The 19,833-nt window shown below is 70.8% G+C and carries 18 protein-coding genes; 12 read left to right on the forward strand and 6 right to left on the reverse strand.

Going from position 1 to position 19,833, the window contains the following annotated elements:
* Window positions 1–858: an oxidoreductase gene (locus tag Pth03_RS00650; RefSeq protein WP_203942076.1), complete on the forward strand. Its 858-nt coding sequence runs from the start codon at window positions 1–3 to the stop codon at window positions 856–858.
* A 23-nt stretch (window positions 859–881) separates the two neighbouring features.
* On the opposite strand, the gene Pth03_RS00655 is transcribed toward Pth03_RS00650, so the two are convergent.
* Together Pth03_RS00655 and Pth03_RS00660 are read right to left on the reverse strand one after the other, a co-directional pair.
* Window positions 882–1,232, reverse strand: a complete 351-nt coding sequence (locus tag Pth03_RS00655) for a hypothetical protein (protein ID WP_203942077.1) — start codon at window positions 1,230–1,232, stop codon at window positions 882–884.
* 339 nt (window positions 1,233–1,571) lie between these two features.
* Window positions 1,572–2,726: an RtcB family protein gene (locus Pth03_RS00660; protein WP_203942078.1), complete on the reverse strand. Its 1,155-nt coding sequence runs from the start codon at window positions 2,724–2,726 to the stop codon at window positions 1,572–1,574.
* A 245-nt stretch (window positions 2,727–2,971) separates the two neighbouring features.
* Between Pth03_RS00660 and moaA the strand changes: the two genes are divergently transcribed.
* From moaA to Pth03_RS00675, 3 genes are read left to right on the forward strand one after another with little or no spacing between them, the layout of a single operon-like run.
* Window positions 2,972–3,961: a GTP 3',8-cyclase MoaA gene (gene moaA, locus Pth03_RS00665; RefSeq protein ID WP_203942079.1), complete on the forward strand. Its 990-nt coding sequence runs from the start codon at window positions 2,972–2,974 to the stop codon at window positions 3,959–3,961.
* An 11-nt stretch (window positions 3,962–3,972) separates the two neighbouring features.
* Window positions 3,973–4,671 (forward strand): molybdenum cofactor guanylyltransferase, encoded by a 699-nt coding sequence (gene mobA / locus Pth03_RS00670; protein WP_373318471.1) that lies wholly within the window; start codon window positions 3,973–3,975, stop codon window positions 4,669–4,671.
* 42 nt (window positions 4,672–4,713) lie between these two features.
* Entirely contained in the window at window positions 4,714–4,971 is a 258-nt protein-coding gene (locus Pth03_RS00675) for a DUF6457 domain-containing protein (RefSeq protein WP_203942080.1), read from the forward strand.
* A 206-nt stretch (window positions 4,972–5,177) separates the two neighbouring features.
* Here the strand turns inward: Pth03_RS00675 and Pth03_RS00680 are convergent, their stop codons facing one another.
* Window positions 5,178–5,462, reverse strand: a complete 285-nt coding sequence (locus Pth03_RS00680; RefSeq protein ID WP_239118666.1) for a DUF3099 domain-containing protein — start codon at window positions 5,460–5,462, stop codon at window positions 5,178–5,180.
* 122 nt (window positions 5,463–5,584) lie between these two features.
* Here Pth03_RS00680 and Pth03_RS00685 point away from each other — a divergent pair, with 122 nt between their 5' ends.
* Window positions 5,585–5,800, forward strand: a complete 216-nt coding sequence (locus tag Pth03_RS00685; protein ID WP_203942082.1) for a dodecin — start codon at window positions 5,585–5,587, stop codon at window positions 5,798–5,800.
* A 124-nt stretch (window positions 5,801–5,924) separates the two neighbouring features.
* On the opposite strand, the gene Pth03_RS00690 is transcribed toward Pth03_RS00685, so the two are convergent.
* Both Pth03_RS00690 and Pth03_RS00695 read right to left on the reverse strand, forming a co-directional pair.
* Window positions 5,925–7,295, reverse strand: coding sequence for a metallopeptidase TldD-related protein (locus Pth03_RS00690; protein ID WP_203942083.1), 1,371 nt, complete (start codon window positions 7,293–7,295; stop codon window positions 5,925–5,927).
* Window positions 7,295–8,788, reverse strand: a complete 1,494-nt coding sequence (locus Pth03_RS00695) for a TldD/PmbA family protein (protein ID WP_203942084.1) — start codon at window positions 8,786–8,788, stop codon at window positions 7,295–7,297. Before Pth03_RS00695 ends, Pth03_RS00690 begins: the two co-directional genes overlap by 1 nt.
* A gap of 77 nt (window positions 8,789–8,865) precedes the next feature.
* Here Pth03_RS00695 and Pth03_RS00700 point away from each other — a divergent pair, with 77 nt between their 5' ends.
* Together Pth03_RS00700 and fabI are read left to right on the forward strand one after the other, a co-directional pair.
* Window positions 8,866–9,570 carry a beta-ketoacyl-ACP reductase gene (locus Pth03_RS00700; protein ID WP_203942085.1) on the forward strand — a complete coding sequence of 235 codons (705 nt, stop codon included), beginning with the start codon at window positions 8,866–8,868 and terminating at the stop codon, window positions 9,568–9,570.
* Between the two features lie 46 nt (window positions 9,571–9,616).
* The gene (gene fabI / locus Pth03_RS00705) at window positions 9,617–10,381 is read left to right on the forward strand and encodes an enoyl-ACP reductase FabI (RefSeq protein WP_203942086.1); all 765 of its coding nucleotides are present in this window, start codon (window positions 9,617–9,619) and stop codon (window positions 10,379–10,381) included.
* 37 nt (window positions 10,382–10,418) lie between these two features.
* Here the strand turns inward: fabI and Pth03_RS00710 are convergent, their stop codons facing one another.
* A complete protein-coding gene (locus Pth03_RS00710) occupies window positions 10,419–11,441 on the reverse strand; it encodes a LacI family DNA-binding transcriptional regulator (RefSeq protein WP_203942087.1) in 1,023 nt (340 codons plus the stop codon).
* Window positions 11,442–11,617: 176 nt separating this feature from the next.
* On the opposite strand from Pth03_RS00710, the gene Pth03_RS00715 reads away from it, so the two are divergent.
* The 5 genes from Pth03_RS00715 to Pth03_RS00735 are packed head-to-tail and all read left to right on the forward strand — an operon-like array spanning window position 11,618 to window position 19,831.
* The gene (locus Pth03_RS00715; protein WP_203942088.1) at window positions 11,618–12,904 is read left to right on the forward strand and encodes an ABC transporter substrate-binding protein; all 1,287 of its coding nucleotides are present in this window, start codon (window positions 11,618–11,620) and stop codon (window positions 12,902–12,904) included.
* A 16-nt stretch (window positions 12,905–12,920) separates the two neighbouring features.
* The gene (locus tag Pth03_RS00720) at window positions 12,921–13,880 is read left to right on the forward strand and encodes a carbohydrate ABC transporter permease (protein WP_203942089.1); all 960 of its coding nucleotides are present in this window, start codon (window positions 12,921–12,923) and stop codon (window positions 13,878–13,880) included.
* The gene (locus tag Pth03_RS00725) at window positions 13,880–14,710 is read left to right on the forward strand and encodes a carbohydrate ABC transporter permease (protein WP_203942090.1); all 831 of its coding nucleotides are present in this window, start codon (window positions 13,880–13,882) and stop codon (window positions 14,708–14,710) included. The genes Pth03_RS00720 and Pth03_RS00725 overlap by 1 nt, the downstream gene beginning before the upstream one ends.
* Before the next feature lie 49 nt (window positions 14,711–14,759).
* Window positions 14,760–19,094, forward strand: coding sequence for a glycoside hydrolase family 38 N-terminal domain-containing protein (locus tag Pth03_RS00730; RefSeq protein ID WP_203942091.1), 4,335 nt, complete (start codon window positions 14,760–14,762; stop codon window positions 19,092–19,094).
* The gene (locus tag Pth03_RS00735; protein ID WP_203942092.1) at window positions 19,091–19,831 is read left to right on the forward strand and encodes a DUF7158 domain-containing protein; all 741 of its coding nucleotides are present in this window, start codon (window positions 19,091–19,093) and stop codon (window positions 19,829–19,831) included. The genes Pth03_RS00730 and Pth03_RS00735 overlap by 4 nt, the downstream gene beginning before the upstream one ends.
* Window positions 19,832–19,833: the final 2 nt, after the last annotated feature.

Consider the following 19,833-nt stretch of genomic DNA (forward strand, 5'->3'; position numbering starts at 1 on the left):
GTGACGACTGAACGATGGGCACTGGGCGGCGATCTGAGCGTCGCGAGGATCGGGTACGGCACGATGAAGCTGACCGGCTGGCCCAGGGGCGACCGGCCCAGCCGGGAGACCGCCCTGACCGTCCTGCGCCGGGCCGTGGAGCTCGGGGTGAACCACATCGACACCTCGCACTACTACTCGCGTGACGGTGTGGCGGCCAACGAGCTGATCCGGGAGGCGCTGCACCCCTACCCGGACGACCTGGTGATCGTGACCAAGGTGGGTGCGCTGGTCGAGGGCTCCGACATCGCCCTGCCTGCGGAGCAGAAGACCGGCCTCACGCCCGCCAACCTGCGCCGCGGCGTCGAGGCGAACCTCCGGTCGCTCGGCGTGGACCGCCTGGACGTGGTCAACCTGCGCATGGGGGACCTCGGCCCCGGCGCGGCGCCGCTGTCCGGGCCCCTGGAGACCCTGCTCGCGCTGCGCGAGGAGGGCCTGATCCGCCATCTGGGCATCTCCAACGTGAGCGCCGCCGAATTCGCGGAAGCCCGCAAGATCGCGCCGATCGCCTGCGTTCAGAATCTCTACAACCTGGCCCAGCGTGACGACGACCCCCTCGTCGACGCCTGCGCGGAGGCCGGCATCGCGTATGTCCCCTTCTTCCCGGTCGGCGGTTTCCAGCCGCTCGCGGCCGAGCGCCTGGAGGCCGTCGCCGCCCGCCACGGCGCGACCGCGCCGCAGGTGGCCCTGGCCTGGCTGCTGGCCCGGTCGCCGAACATCCTGCTGATCCCCGGCACCAGTTCGCCGGCCCACCTGGAGGAGAACATCGCCGCCGGCGCGCTGAAGCTGAGCGCCGAAGACATCGCCGAGCTCGGGTAGGCGCGAAGGCCTCTGCTGCGGGCTCAGCTCCAGAGGGGGTCGTCGGCGAAGACGCGGATCTCCACGACCTCGCTGACATGCCGCCCGCCGCAGCGGTCGCCCGGCACCACGAGGTGGGGCGCCTGATCGCCGAGGTCGCGCCCGTCCTGGTGGAGACCGAGCACGGCGGGCACATGGCCGAACTCGGGGTCGATCTCGCCCCACGACAAGACGGCGCGATGGCCGTCCCGTCCGAGCACGGACACGAGGAACCGCAGGCGGTCCTTGCGCTCGTCGGCGTCGAAGGCGGGTTCGGCCGCCCGCAGCACGTCGAGGAGCAGAGGTCCGGTGAAGGCATGCCGCCGGTGCCCGGACGTGCGGCAGAGGAAGGCCACCTCCACGTTCTAGGCGGGGAGGCTCCGCAGGTCGGCGACCGCGACCAGACGTGGAGCGCGCAGATCGCCCGCGAGCCGTACGTGCCCGGTCCGTGTGCGGGGGGCCTCTATCGGACGTGGCCGCATTCCGCCTCCTTGAAGCAGGGGCCCGGGAACGGGCGGGCCGCCCAGAAGAATCTGCCCGCCCGGTCGGTTTCTCACACGCGTAATCCCACATGGGTGCCAAGAATTCCTGGCATCTGCAATGTTAAACGCGCAGATCCCCTGGTAAACGTCGAAGCGGCAGGGTGCCCCGCGCGGGGTACCCTGCCGCTCACGCCTGACCGCCGTTCCCGGCGGTCAGCCCTTGTAGTTGAACACCTGGTGGAGCGTGTGGCGGATCTCCACAAGGTCCCTCTGGTCCTCCATCACCCGGTCGATCGGCTTGTACGCCTCAGGGTGCTCGTCGACCAGGGCCGCGGCCCGGCCCGCGTTCCACGTACGGCCGCGCATCGCCTGCGTCAGCGAGTCCGCGGTCAGCTCGCGCTTGGCCTTGCCCCGCGACATCCTGCGCCCCGCGCCGTGGGAGCACGAGTTGTAGGACGCCGGGTTGCCCCGCCCGCGCACGATGTACGACTGGGTCCCCATCGAGCCGGGGATCACGCCCTCGTCGCCGCTGTCGGCCTTGATGGCGCCCTTGCGGGTGATCCACAGCCGCTTTCCGTGGTGGGTCTCCTCCTGGGTGAAGTTGTGGTGGCAGTTGATCGTGCGCACCCGCCTCCCCCTGCCCACGACCTGGAACAACGCGTTGCTGAGCACCGTGTCCATGCGCGCCCGCGAGGCCATCGCGTAGCGCTGCGACCACAGCATGTCCTCGATGTAGGCGGTGAACTCCGGCGTGTTCTGCACCAGGTAGGCCAGGTCGGGGTCCTCCAGCCCGATCCCGTGGTGCTTCATCGCCTTCTTGGCGTCGGCGATGTGCCGGGTGGCGAGCTGGTTGCCGATGCCACGCGAACCCGAGTGCAGCACGGTCCACACCCGGGCGCGCTCGTCGAGGCAGACCTCGACGAAGTGGTTGCCGGAGCCGAGCGTGCCGAACTGGGCCGACACCGTCTTCTCCTGCTTCGGCGTCAGGTCGGTGTGCGGCAGCCCGAGTTCCCCCAGGGCGCGGTCGACCGATCGGTCCTCGTGGCCCTTGCCCACGCCCGCGGGGATGCGCCGTTCGACGAGCGGCATCAGCGCGTCGAGCGTGGCGGGCAGGTCGGCGGCCGACAGGTCCGTCTCGGTGGCGATCATGCCGCAGCCGATGTCGACTCCGACGGCGGCCGGGATGATCGCCCCCTCGGTGGGGATCACGGAGCCGACCGTGGCGCCGATGCCGATGTGCGCGTCCGGCATGAGGGCGACGTGCCCCGCCACGAACGGCAGGCGTGCGGTTCGCGCGGCCTGCTCGATCGCACCGTGGTCGATCTCACTGGCCCACGACAAAAGATTGAATGCGACCTCGTCAGGCATGGTGATCTCCTCTGCTTCGCGGTCCAGTTTGCACATTTCGCCGCGAAGATCCCATCGGTTTTCCGGGCGGCCGGAGGGCGTCTCGCCACGAGCCGGGCGCGGGCGAGCCTGCCGTACCGGGATAGGCTGAAGGCGCGTGGTGACCCGTGGTGGCGTTTCGGAACAAAGCGTGATCGGGGCGGGTTATCGCCATGCAGACCCGAGACATTTAGGCTTGGATCTTCTCTCTCCATGGAGGTCCCCTCGTGCTGGTTGACTCCTTCGGCCGGACCGCGACCGATCTGCGGGTGTCGCTGACCGATCGGTGCAACCTGCGGTGCACCTACTGCATGCCGCCCGAGGGGCTCGACTGGCTGCCGAAGCCCGAGTTGCTCACCGCCGACGAGATCGTCAGATTGGTCGGCATCGGCGTGGAACGGCTCGGCATCACCGAGGTCCGCTTCACGGGCGGCGAGCCACTGCTCAGGCGTGAGCTGGTGGAGATCGTCGCCGCGACCGCGGCCATGCGCCCGCGCCCCCAGATCTCCCTCACCACCAACGGCATCGGGCTCGCACGGCTCGCCGCGCCCCTCACGGACGCCGGGCTGGACCGCGTGAACGTCTCCCTCGACACCCTCGACCGCGACGTGTTCGTACGGCTCTCGCATCGCGACAGGCTCACGGACGTGCTCGACGGCCTGGCCGCGGCCGAAACGGCGGGGCTGAGGCCCGTCAAGATCAACACAGTGCTCATGCGCGGCGTCAACGAGGACGAGGCGGTGCCGCTGCTGCGCTTCTGCCTCGACAAGGGCTATGAGCTGCGGTTCATCGAGCAGATGCCGCTCGACGCCCAGCACGGCTGGCAGCGCGACAACATGGTGACCGCCGACGAGATCCTCGCCCACCTGGGAGACGCCTTCGACCTGACGGAGGACGACCCGGGCAAGCGGGGCAGCGCCCCCGCGGAGCTGTTCCTCGTCGACGGCGGCCCGAGCCGCGTCGGGGTGATCGGCTCGGTCACCCGGCCCTTCTGCGGCGCGTGCGACCGGGTGAGGATCACCGCCGACGGCCAGGTGCGCAACTGCCTGTTCGCCACCGAGGAGTCCGACCTGCGCGCCGCGCTCCGTTCGGGCGCCTCCGACGACGACCTCGCGGAACGATGGATCGCGGCGGTCCGGGGCAAGAAGGCGGGGCACGGCATCGACGATCCGTCGTTCCTCCAGCCGGCCCGTCCCATGTCGGCCATCGGCGGCTGAGGCCGGCCGGCATGGCACTCGTGCCCGAGACCCCTCACCGAGGTGCGGACGACCCCCGCCCGGCAGGCATGCCGTACGACGCCGTGATCCTCGCTGGAGGAAGAGCGGAGCGGCTGGGCGGTCTGGACAAGCCGGGCGCGCTCGTGGGCGGCAGGAGTCTTCTGGAGCGCGTCGCGTCGTCCGTCGCAGACGCCCGCGTGCTCGTCGTCGTCGGGCCGCCGCGTGACGCGGCCGGGGCCGAGGGCTCCCCGCTCGCCCGTGCTGTCGTCACGCGGGAGGAGCCGCCGGGAGGCGGTCCCGTGCCGGCGTTGTGCGCCGGCCTCGTGCACGTGAGCGCGCCGTGGGTCGCGCTGCTCGCCGCCGACCTGCCCTTCCTGACGGCGGCGCACGTGTCCGCCCTGCTGCGCGCCGCGCACGACGACATGCACGACGACGCCGCGGCGGCTCCGCGCACCGCGTCGGGGGCCGTGCTCGTCGACGACGGCGGCCGGGAGCAGTGGCTGACCGGGGTATGGCGTACTGCCGCGCTTACCGGCGCCCTGTCCGGCTACACAGGCGGGTCGCTGCACCGCCTGCTCGGCCCGCTCGACCCGGTGCTCGTACGGCTGCCCGCCTCCGGCGACGGCCGCGCGCCGTGGTTCGACTGCGACACCATGGACGACCTCGGCGCCGCCCGCGCCCGCGCGGGGGAGGCCGGTCCTGACAGATGAACGGGCAAGCCGCCCGTGACCGTCACCATCGAGGAGTGCGCAATGAACGTGCTTGAGGAGTGGACCGCGCTCGTCTGCAAGGAGCTCGGCATCGACCCGGCCCGGGTGGACAGGAACGCGGTGCTCGACCTGACCAGGGACGTGGCCCACGGCGTCGCGCGGCCCGCCGCGCCGCTCACGGCCTATCTGGCCGGCCTGGCCCAGGGAGCAGGCACGGCGGCGCCCGACGTGCTGGAAAGGTTGTCGGCGTTGGCACGCGAGTGGGAGAAGAAGGCCACACCGTCGTCCGGCGACGCGTGACGGGATCCGGACATGAAAAAGCCCCCGGTTCTGAAAAGCACCGGGGAAAGCGCGACGCCGGGTGGTTACGGGGGCAAACCACCCGGCGTCGCTTTCATCGGCGTTCCGACGGGGGCCCGGAACGCCGGCACCAGCGCTCCGACGGGGGACCAGAGCGCTTGGCTAAGACTCTACACCTCTGACCCATGGATTGCGTCAAGACTTTGTCACGACCCGATCTCACGCCGATGCCGTGGTATCTCGTTTTGGTTAGATTCCGTCATGTCGAGCGGCGAACTAACGTCCTGACCTCGTTGATTGGCCCCGATTACGGCAAGGTACGGCAAAAGCACGGCGCCGGCGACGAGCAGGGCCTTGACCGGCCAGGGGGCGGGCAGCGCGACGGCGAGAATGAGACAGACGAGCCGGATGCCCATCTTGATCAGATAGCTGATCTCGCGACGTCTGAGGTCGTCGGACAGTGAGGGCGGGGCGTCCGTCACGCTGTGCACGACGGGGCCCCTTCTGAGCCTGCGCCATGGGTTCACCCCTCCACCGTAGACCTCCGAGGGTCCGGTCACTCCAGCGCCGTGGCGATACGATCACGGCCGGACGGCAGGCAGAGGAGAACACGATGACGGACCGTACCTACCGGGTGACAGAGATCGTCGGAACCTCGGGGGAGAGCGTCGACAAGGCCATCCGCAATGGCATCCGCCGGGCCGGCGAGACGCTCAGGCACCTCGACTGGTTCGAGGTGACCGAGGTGCGCGGGCGCATCGAGGACGGTGAGATCGCCCACTACCAGGTCGGCCTGAAAGTCGGCTTCCGCTTGGAGGACGCGGGCTAGACGGCGATGCCGGCCGTACGTGCGGCACGCGGCGAACATGCGCACGGACGGGAGCGCGGTGCGCCCCCGGCCGCGGCATGCCGGCAGAGTGAGACCGAGTGAGACGGTGTGAGACCGAGCGGCGTCAGTTGGCCTGGCTGACGGTCGACATGTTGAAGTCGGGCACCCGGATCGGCGGCATCACGGCGCGGGTGAAGTAGTCGTTCCACTCGCGGGGCAACGTCTGCGCGCTGGCGCCCACCTCCGTGAGCCGGCCCAGCAGGTCCACCGGCGACTCGTTGAACCGGAAGTTGTTGACCTCGCCGACGACCTCGCCGTTCTCGACGAGGTAGACGCCGTCCCTGGTCAGGCCGGTGAGCAGCAACGTCTGCGGGTCGACCTCGCGGATGTACCACAGGCAGGTGAGCAGCAGCCCGCGCTCGGTGGAGGCGATCATCTCCTCCAGGGACCGCCCGCTGCCCGGAGCCGTCATGATCAGGTTGTCGATCTGGGGCGTGGCGGCCAGACCGGTCAGCTCGGCCGAGTGGCGCGTCTGCAGGAGGTTCGTGAGCGTGCCCTCGGAGATCCAGTCCGTCGCGCCGAGCGTGACGCCGTTGTCGAAGACCGACTGCTCCCGGCTGGAGGCGTGCGCCACCGTGAACGGCGCGCTCTCGATGCCCGGGTAGGCCGGGTCGCTGTAGAGCCGCACCGGGATCGGCGAGAGCCGTTCGCCGACGCGCGTGCCGCCGCCCGGCTTGGAGAAGACGGTTCGGCCGTCGGCGGCGTCCCTGGCCCCGGCCGACCAGTACAGATAGATCATCAGATCGGAGACCGCGGTCGGCGGCAGAATCGTCTCGTAACGACCGGCCTCCAGGCTGATCCGCCGCTTGGCCCATTCGAGCCGCTGGGCCAGCGTGCCGTCGAGGGCGGCCACGTCGACGTCGGCGAAGTCGCGCGTCGCCACGCCGGTCCAGGCCGACCGGGACATGTCCGGCGACTTCGCGTTCAGCTCCAGCCGTCCGGTCGGCTGGTCGTGGCGCAGCCGCAGGCCGGAGGACGAGCCCACGAACGTGGACGTCATGATGTGCTCGGCGAAGCCGTACAGCTTCCTGCCCGAGGACTCGGCGGTGGCGAAGGCCTCGCCGAGGGCGGGGGCGAAGTCGCGGAACACCTCGATGGACGTCGGCTCGACACCGCGCTCCCAGTCGCCCGACGCCGCGCCCTGGACGAGCGGGCGCGCGTCCTCCGACGGCTGCGCGTCGCGCGCGGCCTTGTCGGCCGCGGCGACCACGTCGGCGAGCTGGTCGGGCCGTACGGCGGCGCGGGAGACGACGCCCACGCCCTGCCCGACGATCGAGATCACCGTCAGCTGCGATGACCTGGCGACGCCGTTGGTCGTCAACGTGTTGCCCGCGAAACGCAGGTTGGCGGTGGACCCCTCGTCCACGATCACGATGCAGTCGTCGGCCTCGCTCAGCGCGAGCGCCCGCTCGACCGTCTCCTGTGGCGTGGTCATTACTTTCCACCTTCCTGGACGGTGTTGAGGATCCGCACGCCGCGGAACAGCGCCGACGGGGCGCCGTGGCTGACGGGCGCGACCTGGCCCGGCTGGCCCTTGCCGCAGTTGAACGCGCCACCGAGCACGTAGGTCTGCGGGCCGCCGACGGCCTCCATCGACCGCCAGAAGTCCGTGGTCGTCGCCTGGTAGGCGACGTCACGCAGCTGCCCTGCCAGCCGGCCGTTCTCGATCTTGTAGAAGCGCTGGCCGGTGAACTGGAAGTTGTACCGCTGCATGTCGATGGACCAGCTCTTGTCGCCCATGACGTAGATGCCGCGCTCGACCCGCGAGATGAGCTCGTCGGTCGAGGGGCCGCCCTCGGCGGGCTGGAGCGACACGTTGGCCATGCGCTGGATCGGCACGTGGCCGGGGGAGTCGGCGAACGCACACCCGTTGGAACGGCCGAAGCCCTTCAGCAGGGCCATGCGCCGGTCGAGCTGGTAGCCGACGAGCGTGCCGCCCTTGACGATGTCGAACGACTGCCCCGCCACGCCCTCGTCGTCCCAGCCGACCGTGGCCAGACCGTGCCCGGCCGTACGGTCGCCGACGACGTTCATGACCGGCGAGCCGTAGTGGAGGGTGCCCAGCTTGTCGAAGGTGGCGAACGAGGTGCCCGCGTAGGCCGCCTCGTAGCCCAGGGCGCGGTCGAGCTCGGTCGCGTGGCCGATCGACTCGTGGATCGTCAGCCAGAGGTTCGAGGGGTGGACGACCAGGTCGTAGGAGCCCGGGTCCACCGACGGCGCCTTGAGCTTCTCGGCGAGCAGCTCGGGGATCTCGGCCAGCTCGGCGGGGAAGTCCCATCCGGTGCCCGTGAGGTATTCGTAGCCCCGGCCGACCGGCGGGGCGAGCGTGCGCATGTCGTCGAAGCGGTCGCCGTCGGTCTTCATCGCGGTCAGCGACGGGTGCAGCCTGACCCGCTGCTGCGTCGTCACCGTTCCCGCGCTGTCGGCGTAGAACTTCTGCTCCTTGACCTGCATCAGCGAGGCCGACACGTGGTCGACGGCGCCGAGCATGCCCGAGGACCACTCGGCCAGCAGGGCCACCTTGTCGCGCAGCGGCACGTCGAACGGGTCGACGTCGTAGGCCGACACCCAGGTCACGTCGGAGTAGGCCGGTTCGGGCGACAGCTCGATCGGCTCCCGGTTGATCGGCGCGCTCACCGCGGCGACCCTGACGGCCTCTTCGGCGGCGCGGGCCGCCGCCTCGGGAGTCAGCTCGATCCCCGAGGCGAACCCCCACGTGCCATCCTTGATCACCCGTACGGCGAAGCCGAGGTCGTCGGCGTCGATGGAGCCTTCCAGGCGGGCGTCGAACAGGCGTAGCGTCTCCGCGCGGACCCGTTCCAGACGGAATGAGGTGTGCTCGGCTCCCAGGTCACGGGCGCGTTGAAGAGCCGCGTCCGCCAGTCGCCGAAGTGGCAGGGCGAGAAAGTCGGGATCGATCTGGCGCATGTCCACGATCCTAACCCTGTGATCTTGTGTCCAGCGGACAAGGGGTTTACCAGCGGGTAAGCGATACCGTCGGTCTCATGGCACGCTCTGTACTGGTCACCGGTGGAAACCGGGGCATCGGTCTTTCGGTCGCTCGTGAACTGGCCGCCGCGGGAGACGCGGTCGCCGTCACCTATCGCTCGGGAGAGCCCCCGGAGGGTCTGTTCGGAGTGCGTTGCGACGTGACCAGCACCGCCGACGTCGAGGCCGCCTTCGACAAGGTCGAGGCCGAGCACGGTCCGGTGGAGGTCGTCGTCGCCAACGCGGGCATCACCAAGGACACCCTGCTGCCGATGATGAAGGAAGAGACCTTCACCGACGTCATCGACACCAACCTGACCGGCGCCTACCGCGTGGCCAAGCGCGCGGTGCGGCCGATGCTGCGGCTGCGGCGCGGCCGGATCATCCTCATCTCCTCTGTGGTCGCCCTGTCCGGCTCGGCCGGTCAGACCAACTACGCCGCCTCCAAGGCCGGTATGGTCGGCTTCGGCAGGTCGCTGGCCCGCGAGCTCGGCTCCCGCGGCATCACGGTCAACGTCGTGGCGCCCGGCTTCGTGGAGACCGACATGACGGCCGTGCTCGACGAGGCCCAGCACGAGGCGATCCGCAAGAGCATCCCGCTCGGCCGGCAGGCGAAGGCCGAGGAGGTCGCCCGGGTGGTCAGGTTCCTGGCCAGCGAGGACGCGTCGTACATCACGGGTGCGGTCATCCCGGTCGACGGCGGCCTGGGCATGGGCCACTGAACGACCTGCACGCACTGGCCGGACCGACGAGAGACTGGAGCTGAACATGGGTTTGCTGGACGGGAAGCGGCTGCTGGTCACCGGCGTCCTCACCGACTCCTCGATCGCCTTCAACGTGGCGAAGCTGGCCCAGGAGGAAGGCGCCCAGGTCGTGCTGACCGGTTTCGGCCGCCTCAGCCTTGTGGAGCGCATCGCCAAGCGGCTGCCCGAGCCGCCGCCGGTGATCGAGCTCGACGTACAGAACAACGAGCACCTCGACACCCTGGCCGACCGGGTCGGTGAGCACGTCGGCGGGCTCGACGGGGTCGTGCACTCCATCGGGTTCGCCCCGCAGACCTGCCTCGGCGGCAACTTCCTCAACACGTCGTGGGAGGACGTTTCCACCGCCCTCCACGTCTCGACGTACTCGTTCAAGTCGCTGGCCGTCGCCTGCCTGCCGCTGATGAAGGACGGCGGCTCGATCGTCGGCCTCGACTTCGACGCGACCAAGGCGTGGCCCGTCTACGACTGGATGGGCGTGGCCAAGGCCGGCCTGGAGTCCGCCTCGCGCTACCTCGCCCGCGACCTCGGCAAGCACGGCATCCGGGTCAACCTGGTCGCCGCGGGGCCGCTGCGCACGATGGCGGCCAAGAGCATCCCCGGGTTCAGCGAGTTCGAGGAGAGCTGGCCCGGCAAGGCGCCCCTCGGCTGGGACCTCGCCGACACCACCCCCGCCGCCAAGGCGTGCGTCGCGCTGCTGTCGGACTGGTTCCCCGCCACCACGGGTGAGATCGTGCACGTCGACGGCGGCGTGCACGCGATGGGCGCCTGACCGTTCCGCTCGCACGTCCTGAGGGCCGGACCGGCCCTCAGGACGCCGGGGGGATCTCGCCCGAGCCCCGGGCGATGAGCTCCACGGGCACGGTCACCTTTCGCACCTCCGTCGACGGGTCGGCGATGCGCGCCCGCAGCATGTCGATGGCCGTGGTGCCGATCGCGGTCGTGTCCTGCGCCACCACGGTGAGGTCGGGCCGCAGCAGCGTGGCGAGTTCGGAGTCGTCGAAGCCGATCAGCGCCACGTCGACCGCGTCCGCCCCCAAGTGGCGCAACACCTCCACGCTGAGCTGCGCGTTTCCTGTGATGATCGCCGTGGCCGGGGCAGGGCCGCTGAGCGCCGCGCGCACGGCGGCGTGCACCCTGCCGTCGTCCACCCTGCCGGTGTGCAGCATCGTGTCGAGCAGCCCTCCGTGCGCGGTGACGCAGGCCCGGAAGGCGCTGGCACGTTCCTGCGCGGTGAAGATGCGCTCGTCGTCTCCGATGTAGGCGATGCGGTCGTGGCCGTGCCGTACGAGGTGCCGGTAGGCGGTCTCGATGCCGGAGCGGTTGTCCGACAGCACGCAGTCGACGTCGAGGCCGAGCACGGGGCGGTCGACGGCGACCAGAGACAGGCCGGCCTCCAGTTCGGGCACGAGATAGCCGTGGTCGTCGCCGATCGGCTCCAGGACGATGCCGTCGAACCTGCGCCGGCACATCGACTCGACGACGTGCCGCTCCAGGTTCTCGTCGTCTTCCGTCGAGGCCGCCAGCACCATCAGGTCGGCCGCCCGCGCGGCCCGCTCCACCGCCCGCAGCACCGGGTTGACGTGGGACAGCTGCCGTACGGCGGCGCCGAGCGTGCCGGTCACGCCCAGCCGCAGGTGCCGGGCCCGCTCGTCGGGGCGGTAGCCGAGGGCGGCGATGGCCTCCCGGACACGCTGGACGAGTTCGGGGCCGACCGTGGAGTCCTGGTTGACGACGCGCGAGACCGTGCGCAGCGCCACGCCGGCCTCGCGGGCGACGTCGACCATGGTCGGCCTCCTGTTGCGCCGGCCGCCGCTCACCTTTCCCCCCACGGGCTCATCATCCGCATGATCGCCACTATCGGCCATCTCTGGGGCGTTGCGCCTGTCGTGACCAATTTGTTGCAAGCCTCACTCTTTGAAACCTGGAAGTAACACCCTACCTTTCGAGATAACGTTATCTCAGCTTGGCTTCGGGGGAGCCATAACTGGCAAGGGAGGACTGTGCTGTGCGCAGATCCATGATTTTTTGCCTGGTCACCACCCTCGCGGTGGCCGGATGCGGCGTCGGTGAGCAGCCGGCGGCGACGCCGGCGTCCGGCGGGAAGGTCGAGCTGTCCTTCCTCGTCTTCGAGACGCCGAACCTGAACGCGGCCTTCTGGGACGCGGCCATCGCACGGGCCTCGGCGAAGGTCCCCGGCGTGACGATCAAGAAGCTGGTCACGCCCAACGTCGACCGCACCGGCTACGCCAAGCAGCTAGACGCCTCGGGCCACCTCCCCGACATCCTGCAGTCGGTCAACCCGGCGGGCTTCGCCGAGGCCGGCAAGCTCGCCGCGTTCACCGACGACGAGCTCAAGAACTTCATCGCCCCCAAGGCAGGCGCCGTGGGCGGCAAGGTCTACCAGCTGCCGTACAATACGCAGGTCATCCCGGTCGTCTACTACAACAAGGACGACTTCGCGAAGGCCGGCATCACCGAGACGCCGAAGACGTACAAGGACCTGCTCGACGTCAGCGCCAAGCTCAAGGCCAAGGGCATCACGCCGTTCGTCGTCGGCGGAGGCGGCGCGGACACGTGGGCGGACATGTACCCGCTGACCGCGACCGTCGCCACCGACGTGTACGCCAAGACGCCCGACTGGCTGACGCAGCGCAGGGACGGCAAGGTGAAGTTCACCGACCCCGACTTCACCAAGGCCGCGCAGAAGGTCGCCGACCTGGCCAAGCAGGGCTACATCGACCCCGCGGGCCTCAGCCGCTCCTACGCCGACACCGAGCAGGCCTTCCGCGACGGCAAGGGCGCCATGTATCCCATGGGCTCCTGGTTCGCCACCTCGGCCGACAACACCAAGCCGAACTTCGAGATCGGGGCCTTCCCCTGGCCGTCCGACGACGGCACGCCGGTCACCCCGACCTTCACCGGAGGCGGCACCTCGGTCAGCGCGTCGGCGCCGAACGTCGAGCTCGCCAAGAAGTGGGCGCTGGCCTTCGACGAGGACAAGGAGAACAACGACGCCTTCGTCAAGCTCGACGGCTCCATCCCGGCGATCAAGGGCTACACCCCGCCGGCCGACATGGGACCGGTCTACCAGGCGACGGTCGCCATCTACCAGCAGGGCATGACGGACAACTCCATCGTCAACGCCTTCTCGCAGGAGACGGGCGACGGCTCGCTGCCCCCCGGCCTCGCGGACAAGTCGGCCCTCGGCGTACAGGACCTGATCACGGGCAAGAAGTCGGCCGCGGAGTTCGCGTCCTACCTCGACGACCAGTGGGCCAAGGCGACCCAGTAGGCCAGGCTCACGTCTCATGACTGCAACCCAGCACGGTCCGCGCGGCGAGGTCGTCCCCGCCGCGCCCCGTCCCTCGCACGCCCCCGCACGCAGGGCCTCCCGCATCGGGCCCAGGCTGGGCCGGTTCGGGCTGTTCGCCCTGCCGGGCCTGCTGGCCTACGTGGTGTTCGTGCTGATCCCCATCGGCATGACGGGCTACTACAGCTTCACCAACCGCAACCCATTCAACCCGCCCACCAAGTGGGTCGGGCTGCGCAACTACGGCGAGCTGTTCGGCGACCAGGAGTTCCGCCAGGCCCTGCTCAACACGGTGATCATCACGGTGATCGTGACGCTGCTCGCCAACGTCGGCGGGCTGCTGATCGCCATGCTGCTCGACCGGCCGACCAAGCTGTACGTGGCGCTGCGCGGCATCTTCTTCACCCCTGTGGTGCTGAGCGCGGTCGTCATCAGCGTCATCTGGCAGGCCGTGCTCACCGACGACGGCCTGCTCAACTCCCTGCTGCGCGGCCTCGGCGTCGAGCGGCCCCCGGGATGGTTGTCCGACCCCGACCTCGCCCTCTACTCGATCGCGTGGATCCTCACCTGGCAGATGCTCGGCTTCTGCGTCGTGGTCTACCTGGCCGGTCTCCAGGGTGTGCCCCGCGAATTGCAGGAGGCGGCGGCCATCGACGGGGCCGGCCGGCTGGCCCGCTTCCGCAGCGTCACCTGGCCCATGCTCGCGCCGGCGCTGACGATCAACACGGTGATGCTGCTGATCACGGGGTTCAAGGCCTACGACCAGATCCAGGTCATCACCAACGGCGGCCCCGGCACCGGGACCACCTCCACCATGGCCTTCCAGATCGTGCAGACCGCCTTCACCGGCAACCACATCGGCTACTCCTCGGCGATGGCGGCGGTGATGCTCGCGCTCGTCGCGACCGTCTCGGTGATCGTCTTGAGGCTGCTGCAGCGACGCGAGGTGACGCAGTGATGGACGACCGTACCCACGCCTGGCTGCGGCCCCTGGTGGCCGTGTTCGTCGGGGCGGTGTTCTTCCTGCCGCTCTATCTCGTGCTGGTCAACGTGTTCAAGCCCGGGTCGCAGATCGTGCCCCACCCGGCCGGGCTGCCCGTGCCGCCCACGCTCGACAACGTCAGCGCCGTGCTGTCACGGCCGGACCACCTGTTCACGTTCGGCCTGATCAACAGCATCGCGGTGACCGCACTGTCGATCACCATCCTGACCGTCTTGTCGGCGATGCTCGGCCACTACCTGGCCAGGTCGCGGCACGTGCTGGCCAAGGTCGTCATGGTGACGCTCCTGTGCGGCCTGATGATCCCCGTCCCGGTGATCCTGGAGCCGATCACGGGCGTGCTCAAGGCGCTCGGGCTGATGACCAGCCTCCAGGGGCTCATCCTGGTCAACGTCGGCTACTACGTGCCGTTCGGCGTGCTGCTGTTCATGGGCTTCGTACGGACCGTCCCGCTGGAGCTGGAGGAGGCCGCCGAACTCGACGGCGCGGGCAAACTGCGCGTGTTCTGGCAGGTCGTCTTCCCGCTGCTCCGCCCGGCCTCGGCCAGCGTACTGATCTTCCTGGGCGTGTGGATCTGGAACGACTTCCTCACCCCGCTGATCATCCTCGGGCCCGACAGCGGCACCACGGTCACGGTCGGCGTGTACCGGGCGATCGGCCAGCACCAGTCGGACTTCGGCGCGGTGTTCGCCTTCATGTTCCTGGCCACCCTGCCGATCCTCGTGTTCTACCTGGCCCTGCAGAAGAACTTCGTCAAGGGCCTGACCGGGGGCGCGGTCAAGGGATGACCGTCCCGCCGCGCCCGTTTCAACCTCCTCTCTCGAGCAAAGGCCGTTCATGTTGACGATCGACGCCGTCGAGTCCACCGAGCTCTTCGTCGGTCCCGACGACGCCCCCCGCCAGGTCCTGCGCGTACGGACCTCGTCGACCTCGCCCACGGAGCGCATCGGCGTGGTCGTGTCCGGTGGCGCGGAGGGCACGTTGTCGGGCGTGCCGGGCACAGGCGTCCACGAGGTCCCCGTGACCACGACCGCGTCCCCGGGGTCCGTCGTCGAGATCACGGTCCGCGCGGCGGGAGAGGAGACGGCCTCGGCCACGGGCACGCTCACCGTGGCCGAGCCCGGCTGGACGGTCTTCCTGGTCAGCCACTTCCACTACGACCCCGTCTGGTGGAACACGCAGGCCGGCTACGCCAGCGAGTGGGACGAGCTGCCGGACGCCCAGGACGTGCGCATGTCCTTCCAGTTCACCGCGTTCCAGCTCATCGACGCGCATCTGGAGCTGGCCAGACGCGACCCCGACTACCGTTTCGTGCTGGCCGAGGTCGACTACCTCAAGCCCTACTGGGACGCCTTCCCGGAGAACCGGGAGATCTTGCGCACCCTGGTTGCCGAGGGCCGCCTGGAGATCATGGGCGGCACCTACAACGAGCCCAACACCAACCTCACCGGCGCGGAGAGCACGATCCGCAACGCCGTCTACGGCGTCGGCTTCCAGCGCGACATCCTGGGCGGCGAGCCGGCCACCGCGTGGCAGCTCGACGCGTTCGGCCACGACCCGCAGTTCCCCGGGCTCATGGCCGACGCCGGCCTCACATCGAGCGCCTGGGCCCGCGGGCCCTTCCACCAGTGGGGGCCGTCCCTGGAGATGGGCACCTACGACACCCCGCACGGCGACCCGTCCGGCATGCAGTTCCGCAGCGAGTTCGAGTGGATCTCCCCGAGCGGGCGCGGCCTGCTGACCAGCTACATGGCCGCCCACTACAGCGCGGGCTGGTCGATGGACTCGGCGCAGACGCTCGCCGACGCGGAGGAGTCGGTCTACGGGCTGTTCCTGCGGATGAAGAAGGTCGCCGCGACCCGCAACGTGCTGGTGCCCGTCGGCACCGACTACAGCCCGCCCAACAAGTGGCTGACCGAGATCCACCGCGACTGGAACGCCCGATACGCCTGGCCGCGATTCGTGTGCGCGCTGCCCCGCGACTTCTTCGGAGCCGTCTCCGCCGAGCTGGCCGCCACCGGCGCCCGGCTGTCGCCGCAGACCCGGGATATGAACCCCGTCTACACCGGCAAGGACGTCTCCTACATCGACACCAAGCAGGCGCAGCGTGCCGCCGAGAACGAGCTGCTCGACGCGGAGAAGTTCGCGGCGCTGGCGTCGCTGCTCGGGGAGGCCCGCTACCCCGAGGCCGCGCTCGACAAGGCCTGGCGCCAGCTCGTGTACGGCGCGCACCACGACGCCATCACCGGCACCGAGTCCGACCAGGTCTACCTCGACCTGCTCGCCGGCTGGCGGGAGGCCTTCGACCTGGCCAAGGGTGTGCACGAGGCGTCGCTGCGGCACCTCGCGGCCCGCGTCGACACCGGCGCCGCGTCAGACGCCGGATCCGTCGTCGTGTTCAACGCCATGGCCTGGCCGCGCACCGACGTCGTGCGCGTCACCGTGCCCGCGCCCTTCCACGGCCTGACCGACGAGAACGGCGTCGCCGTACCGGCCGTGGTCGAGCACCAGACGGCCGACCGGGCCGAGGTGGCGTTCCTGGCCGCCGATGTGCCCTCGGTCGGCTACCGCACGTATCAGCTGGCCGCCTCCGGCGCCCCCGTGGGCTGGGAGGCGATCGGCGGGCACACCATCGCCAACGAGCACCATCGGCTGGCCGTCGACCCCGCGCGCGGCGGCGCCGTGGGCAGCCTGGTCGACCTGGCGACGGGAGACGAGCTCATCACCCCCGGCGAGGTGGGCAACGAGATCGTCGTCTACGACGAATACAGCGAGCACCCGGCGTTCCGGGAGGGCCCCTGGCACCTGCTGCCGACCGGCGCCTCGGCCGGGTCCGCGTCCGCGCCCGCCCGCTCCGTCGTCGCCGAGCGTTCGCCGCTGGGGGAGCGCGTCACCGTAACCGGCTCGCTCGGCTCGCTCGCCTACACGCAGGTCGTCACGTTGTGGCGGGGCGTCGGCCGCGTCGACTGCGTCACCCACCTCGACGGCTTCGACGACGCCGACAAGCTCATACGGCTGCGCTGGCCGTGCCTGGTCGAGGGGGCCCTGCCGGTGTCGGAGGTGGGGCACGCCGTCGTCGGCCGTTCGTTCGCCCACCCCGACGTGGATGCCGCCCGCCATCCGTGGACCCTCGACAACCCCGCCTACCAGTGGTTCGGCCTGAGCTCGGCGGCCCGGGTCACGCTGCGCTCGGCGGAGGGCGAGGAGGAGTCGCACGCCGTCGGGGTCGCCGAAATCATCGTCCCGCGCGAGAGCGACGCCGCCGGCCTCGGCCGCGACCTCGCCGTACGGCTCGCCCAGTCGGGCGTGACCGCGACCGTCACGCATGCCGAGGGCAACCGGTACGGCCTGCTGTCGTTCGACTCCAACCTGCCCGACACGCGCGTCGCGATCGGCGGCCCGGACGTGAACGCCTTCACGGCGGCGGTCCTGGACGCCGCCGACCCCGGTTATCGGCGGGAACTGGAGCGCGCCCTCGCCGCGGACGGGCACGCCGTCGTGTGGGTTCCGGCCCGCAGGCCGATCGGCGAGATCTTCCACCCGGAGGCCGACCTGCGTGACCCGGCCGACCTGCCGGTTCTGGTCATCGCGTCGGCCGGCGACCTCAGGGAGGCCGTCGCGGCGGTGGCCGCCGACCTGGCCGACAGCGTGATCGAGGTGGGCCGGCCCGCCGGCCTGTCCGGGGGGCAGTCCGGCGGGGACGGCCTCGACCACCGGACGGTCGCGGTGCTCAACCGCGGCGTTCCCGGGTTCGCCGTCGACACCCGCGGCCGCCTCCACCTGTCGCTCATGCGTTCGTGCACCGGCTGGCCGTCGGGCGTGTGGATCGACCCGCCGAGGCGGACCACACCCGACGGCAGCGGGTTCCAGCTCCAGCACTGGAGCCACACCTTCGACTATGCGCTCGCCTCGGGCGCGGGCGACTGGCGCGACGCCGGAATCGTGGCCCGCGCCCACGACTTCAACCACCCGCTGCGCGCGCTGAGCGAGCCGCCGCACGACGGCCCCCTCCCGTCGTCGGCCTCGCTCCTGCACGTGCGGCCTTCGACGCAGCCCCCTTCGACGCGGCCCGGGGGCGGCGCGGGCCGGCCGTACGGCGGGGCGGTGCTGGCGGCGTTCAAGGCGGCGGGCAACCCGACCGCGCACGGCCGCTCCCGCACCGCGGATCCACGCGACGGCCTGACCGCCCGCCTGTACGAACCCCACGGGCGGGAGAGTTCGTTCACGCTCGGCTCGCACGTGCCGTTCAGGGAGGCCGCGTTCGCCGACGTACTGGAGGTGGAGGCCGGCGAGGCCAAGACCCGTGACGGCGTGTTGCACGCCGACCTCGCGCCCAGCCAGGTCGCGACGTTCGTGCTGCAGGCCGGCGACGCCGCCACACGGCCGGCGGACGAGGAGCACGCGTGCGAGCCCCTGGGTCCCGACGCCGAGACCGCGCAACCCGTCTTCTCCCGCTTCTGGCTGCACAACAGGGGGTCGGCCCCGCTCGGTTACCAGCCGATGAGCGTCTACGCCCGCGCCGTCACACCGGAGACGGGCGGCCCGGCGCGGCTGCGGGTGACGCTGGCCTGCGACCTGACCGACGCGGCCGCCGAAGGCGAGGTGTCCGTCGTCGTCCCGCCGGGCTGGGACGCCTCCCCGCAGGACCGGCCCGTACGGCTCGGCCCCGGCGACTGGACCGAGTTCGACGTCACGCTCACCCCGCCCGCCGGGGAGGAACCCGGGCCGGGCGGCTCATACGGGGAGGTGTGGCCGGTCGCGGTGCGGCTCGCCTATGGCGGCCAGGTCTACGAGGACGTCGTCTTCGTCGACGGCGAAGGCCGGCCGTCCAGGGGAGGCGAGGCCGGTCTGCTGGCCGTCGACGTGCCGGAAGAGGGGCTGGAGCTGAAGCCGGGGCAGCGGGGCTCGTGGACCGTTCGGCTGCGCAACCGGGCCGCCTTCGACATCAGGGGAGAGGCACAGCTCATCAGCCCGTGGGGCACGTGGGGCCTGGCCGGGCCCGCCGTACACGCCGTGTCGGTGGAGGCGGGCGCGGAGGGCGAGGTCACCGTCGAGGTCGACGTGCCGCCAGGGGCACGGCCGGGCACGTGGTGGCTGCTGGTCAAGTGCATGTGGTTCGGCCGGGTGTCGTATTCGCCGGCCGTGCCTCTGCGGATCAGGGCCGGGCGATGATCGCCGCCGTCGTGGAGGGCGAGCCCATCACCGTCGCGCAGGTCGAGGCCCGGGTGCGCCGCCTGCGCGCGGGCAGGCGGGGTGACCTGCTGCCCGCCGACGGCACCACCGAGGGCCGCCAGCTGCGCCGCTGGGTGACGCAGGTCATCGTGACCGAGCGGGTGGTCGCGGGCGAGGCGGCCCGGCGCGGCGTGACGGCCGCACCCGGGCGGCCCTTCCCGCTCGACGCCGTCGCCCGGCTGGAACTCGGTAGCGTCCTTGCCGCTGTGCTGGCGGCCGACCCCCTCACGCAGGCGCTCTACCGCGACATGACGGCCGGTGTCACGGTCGGCGACGCGGACGTCCGCGGCTACTTCGCGGCCAACCAGGACAGGTTCCGGACGAGGCCCGCGCGGCTGGTCACCCACTGGCGCGACGGCCGGCCGGTCAACGGCGGCCGGCCGTACACGGTGTCGGCGGGCGAACTGCCCGAGCCCGCCGCGCGCGCGGTCTTCTCCGCCTCCGAAGGCGCCCGCATCGGCCCGATCGACGGGCACGTCTTCACCGTCGGCCCGATGCAGGGCCCCGACATCGGCTTCGACAAGGTGGCTCCGGCGATCAGGGCGTCACTGCTGTCCGCGCGGCGGCGGCGGCAGTTCGCCCTGTGGGCCGGCGTCCACTGTGCCCGGGCGCTCCTCATGCCCGGTTTCGAACACCCCGGGGATATCGGCCACCCGGACCACACCCACCGCCACTGAGA

The sequence above is a fragment of the Planotetraspora thailandica genome (assembly GCF_016863335.1).
Lineage (GTDB): Bacteria > Actinomycetota > Actinomycetes > Streptosporangiales > Streptosporangiaceae > Planotetraspora > Planotetraspora thailandica.

What these genes read in the sequence shown, in the direction of transcription:
- Pth03_RS00660 (WP_203942078.1), bottom strand. Translation starts at nt 2,726, where the DNA reads ATGCCTGACGAGGTCGCATTCAATCTTTTGTCGTGGGCCAGTGAGATC.
- mobA (WP_373318471.1), top strand. Translation starts at nt 3,973, where the DNA reads ATGGCACTCGTGCCCGAGACCCCTCACCGAGGTGCGGACGACCCCCGC.
- Pth03_RS00675 (WP_203942080.1), top strand. Translation starts at nt 4,714, where the DNA reads ATGAACGTGCTTGAGGAGTGGACCGCGCTCGTCTGCAAGGAGCTCGGC.
- Pth03_RS00685 (WP_203942082.1), top strand. Translation starts at nt 5,585, where the DNA reads ATGACGGACCGTACCTACCGGGTGACAGAGATCGTCGGAACCTCGGGG.
- Pth03_RS00690 (WP_203942083.1), bottom strand. Translation starts at nt 7,295, where the DNA reads ATGACCACGCCACAGGAGACGGTCGAGCGGGCGCTCGCGCTGAGCGAG.
- Pth03_RS00695 (WP_203942084.1), bottom strand. Translation starts at nt 8,788, where the DNA reads ATGCGCCAGATCGATCCCGACTTTCTCGCCCTGCCACTTCGGCGACTG.
- Pth03_RS00700 (WP_203942085.1), top strand. Translation starts at nt 8,866, where the DNA reads ATGGCACGCTCTGTACTGGTCACCGGTGGAAACCGGGGCATCGGTCTT.
- fabI (WP_203942086.1), top strand. Translation starts at nt 9,617, where the DNA reads ATGGGTTTGCTGGACGGGAAGCGGCTGCTGGTCACCGGCGTCCTCACC.
- Pth03_RS00720 (WP_203942089.1), top strand. Translation starts at nt 12,921, where the DNA reads ATGACTGCAACCCAGCACGGTCCGCGCGGCGAGGTCGTCCCCGCCGCG.
- Pth03_RS00725 (WP_203942090.1), top strand. Translation starts at nt 13,880, where the DNA reads ATGGACGACCGTACCCACGCCTGGCTGCGGCCCCTGGTGGCCGTGTTC.
- Pth03_RS00730 (WP_203942091.1), top strand. Translation starts at nt 14,760, where the DNA reads ATGTTGACGATCGACGCCGTCGAGTCCACCGAGCTCTTCGTCGGTCCC.
- Pth03_RS00735 (WP_203942092.1), top strand. Translation starts at nt 19,091, where the DNA reads ATGATCGCCGCCGTCGTGGAGGGCGAGCCCATCACCGTCGCGCAGGTC.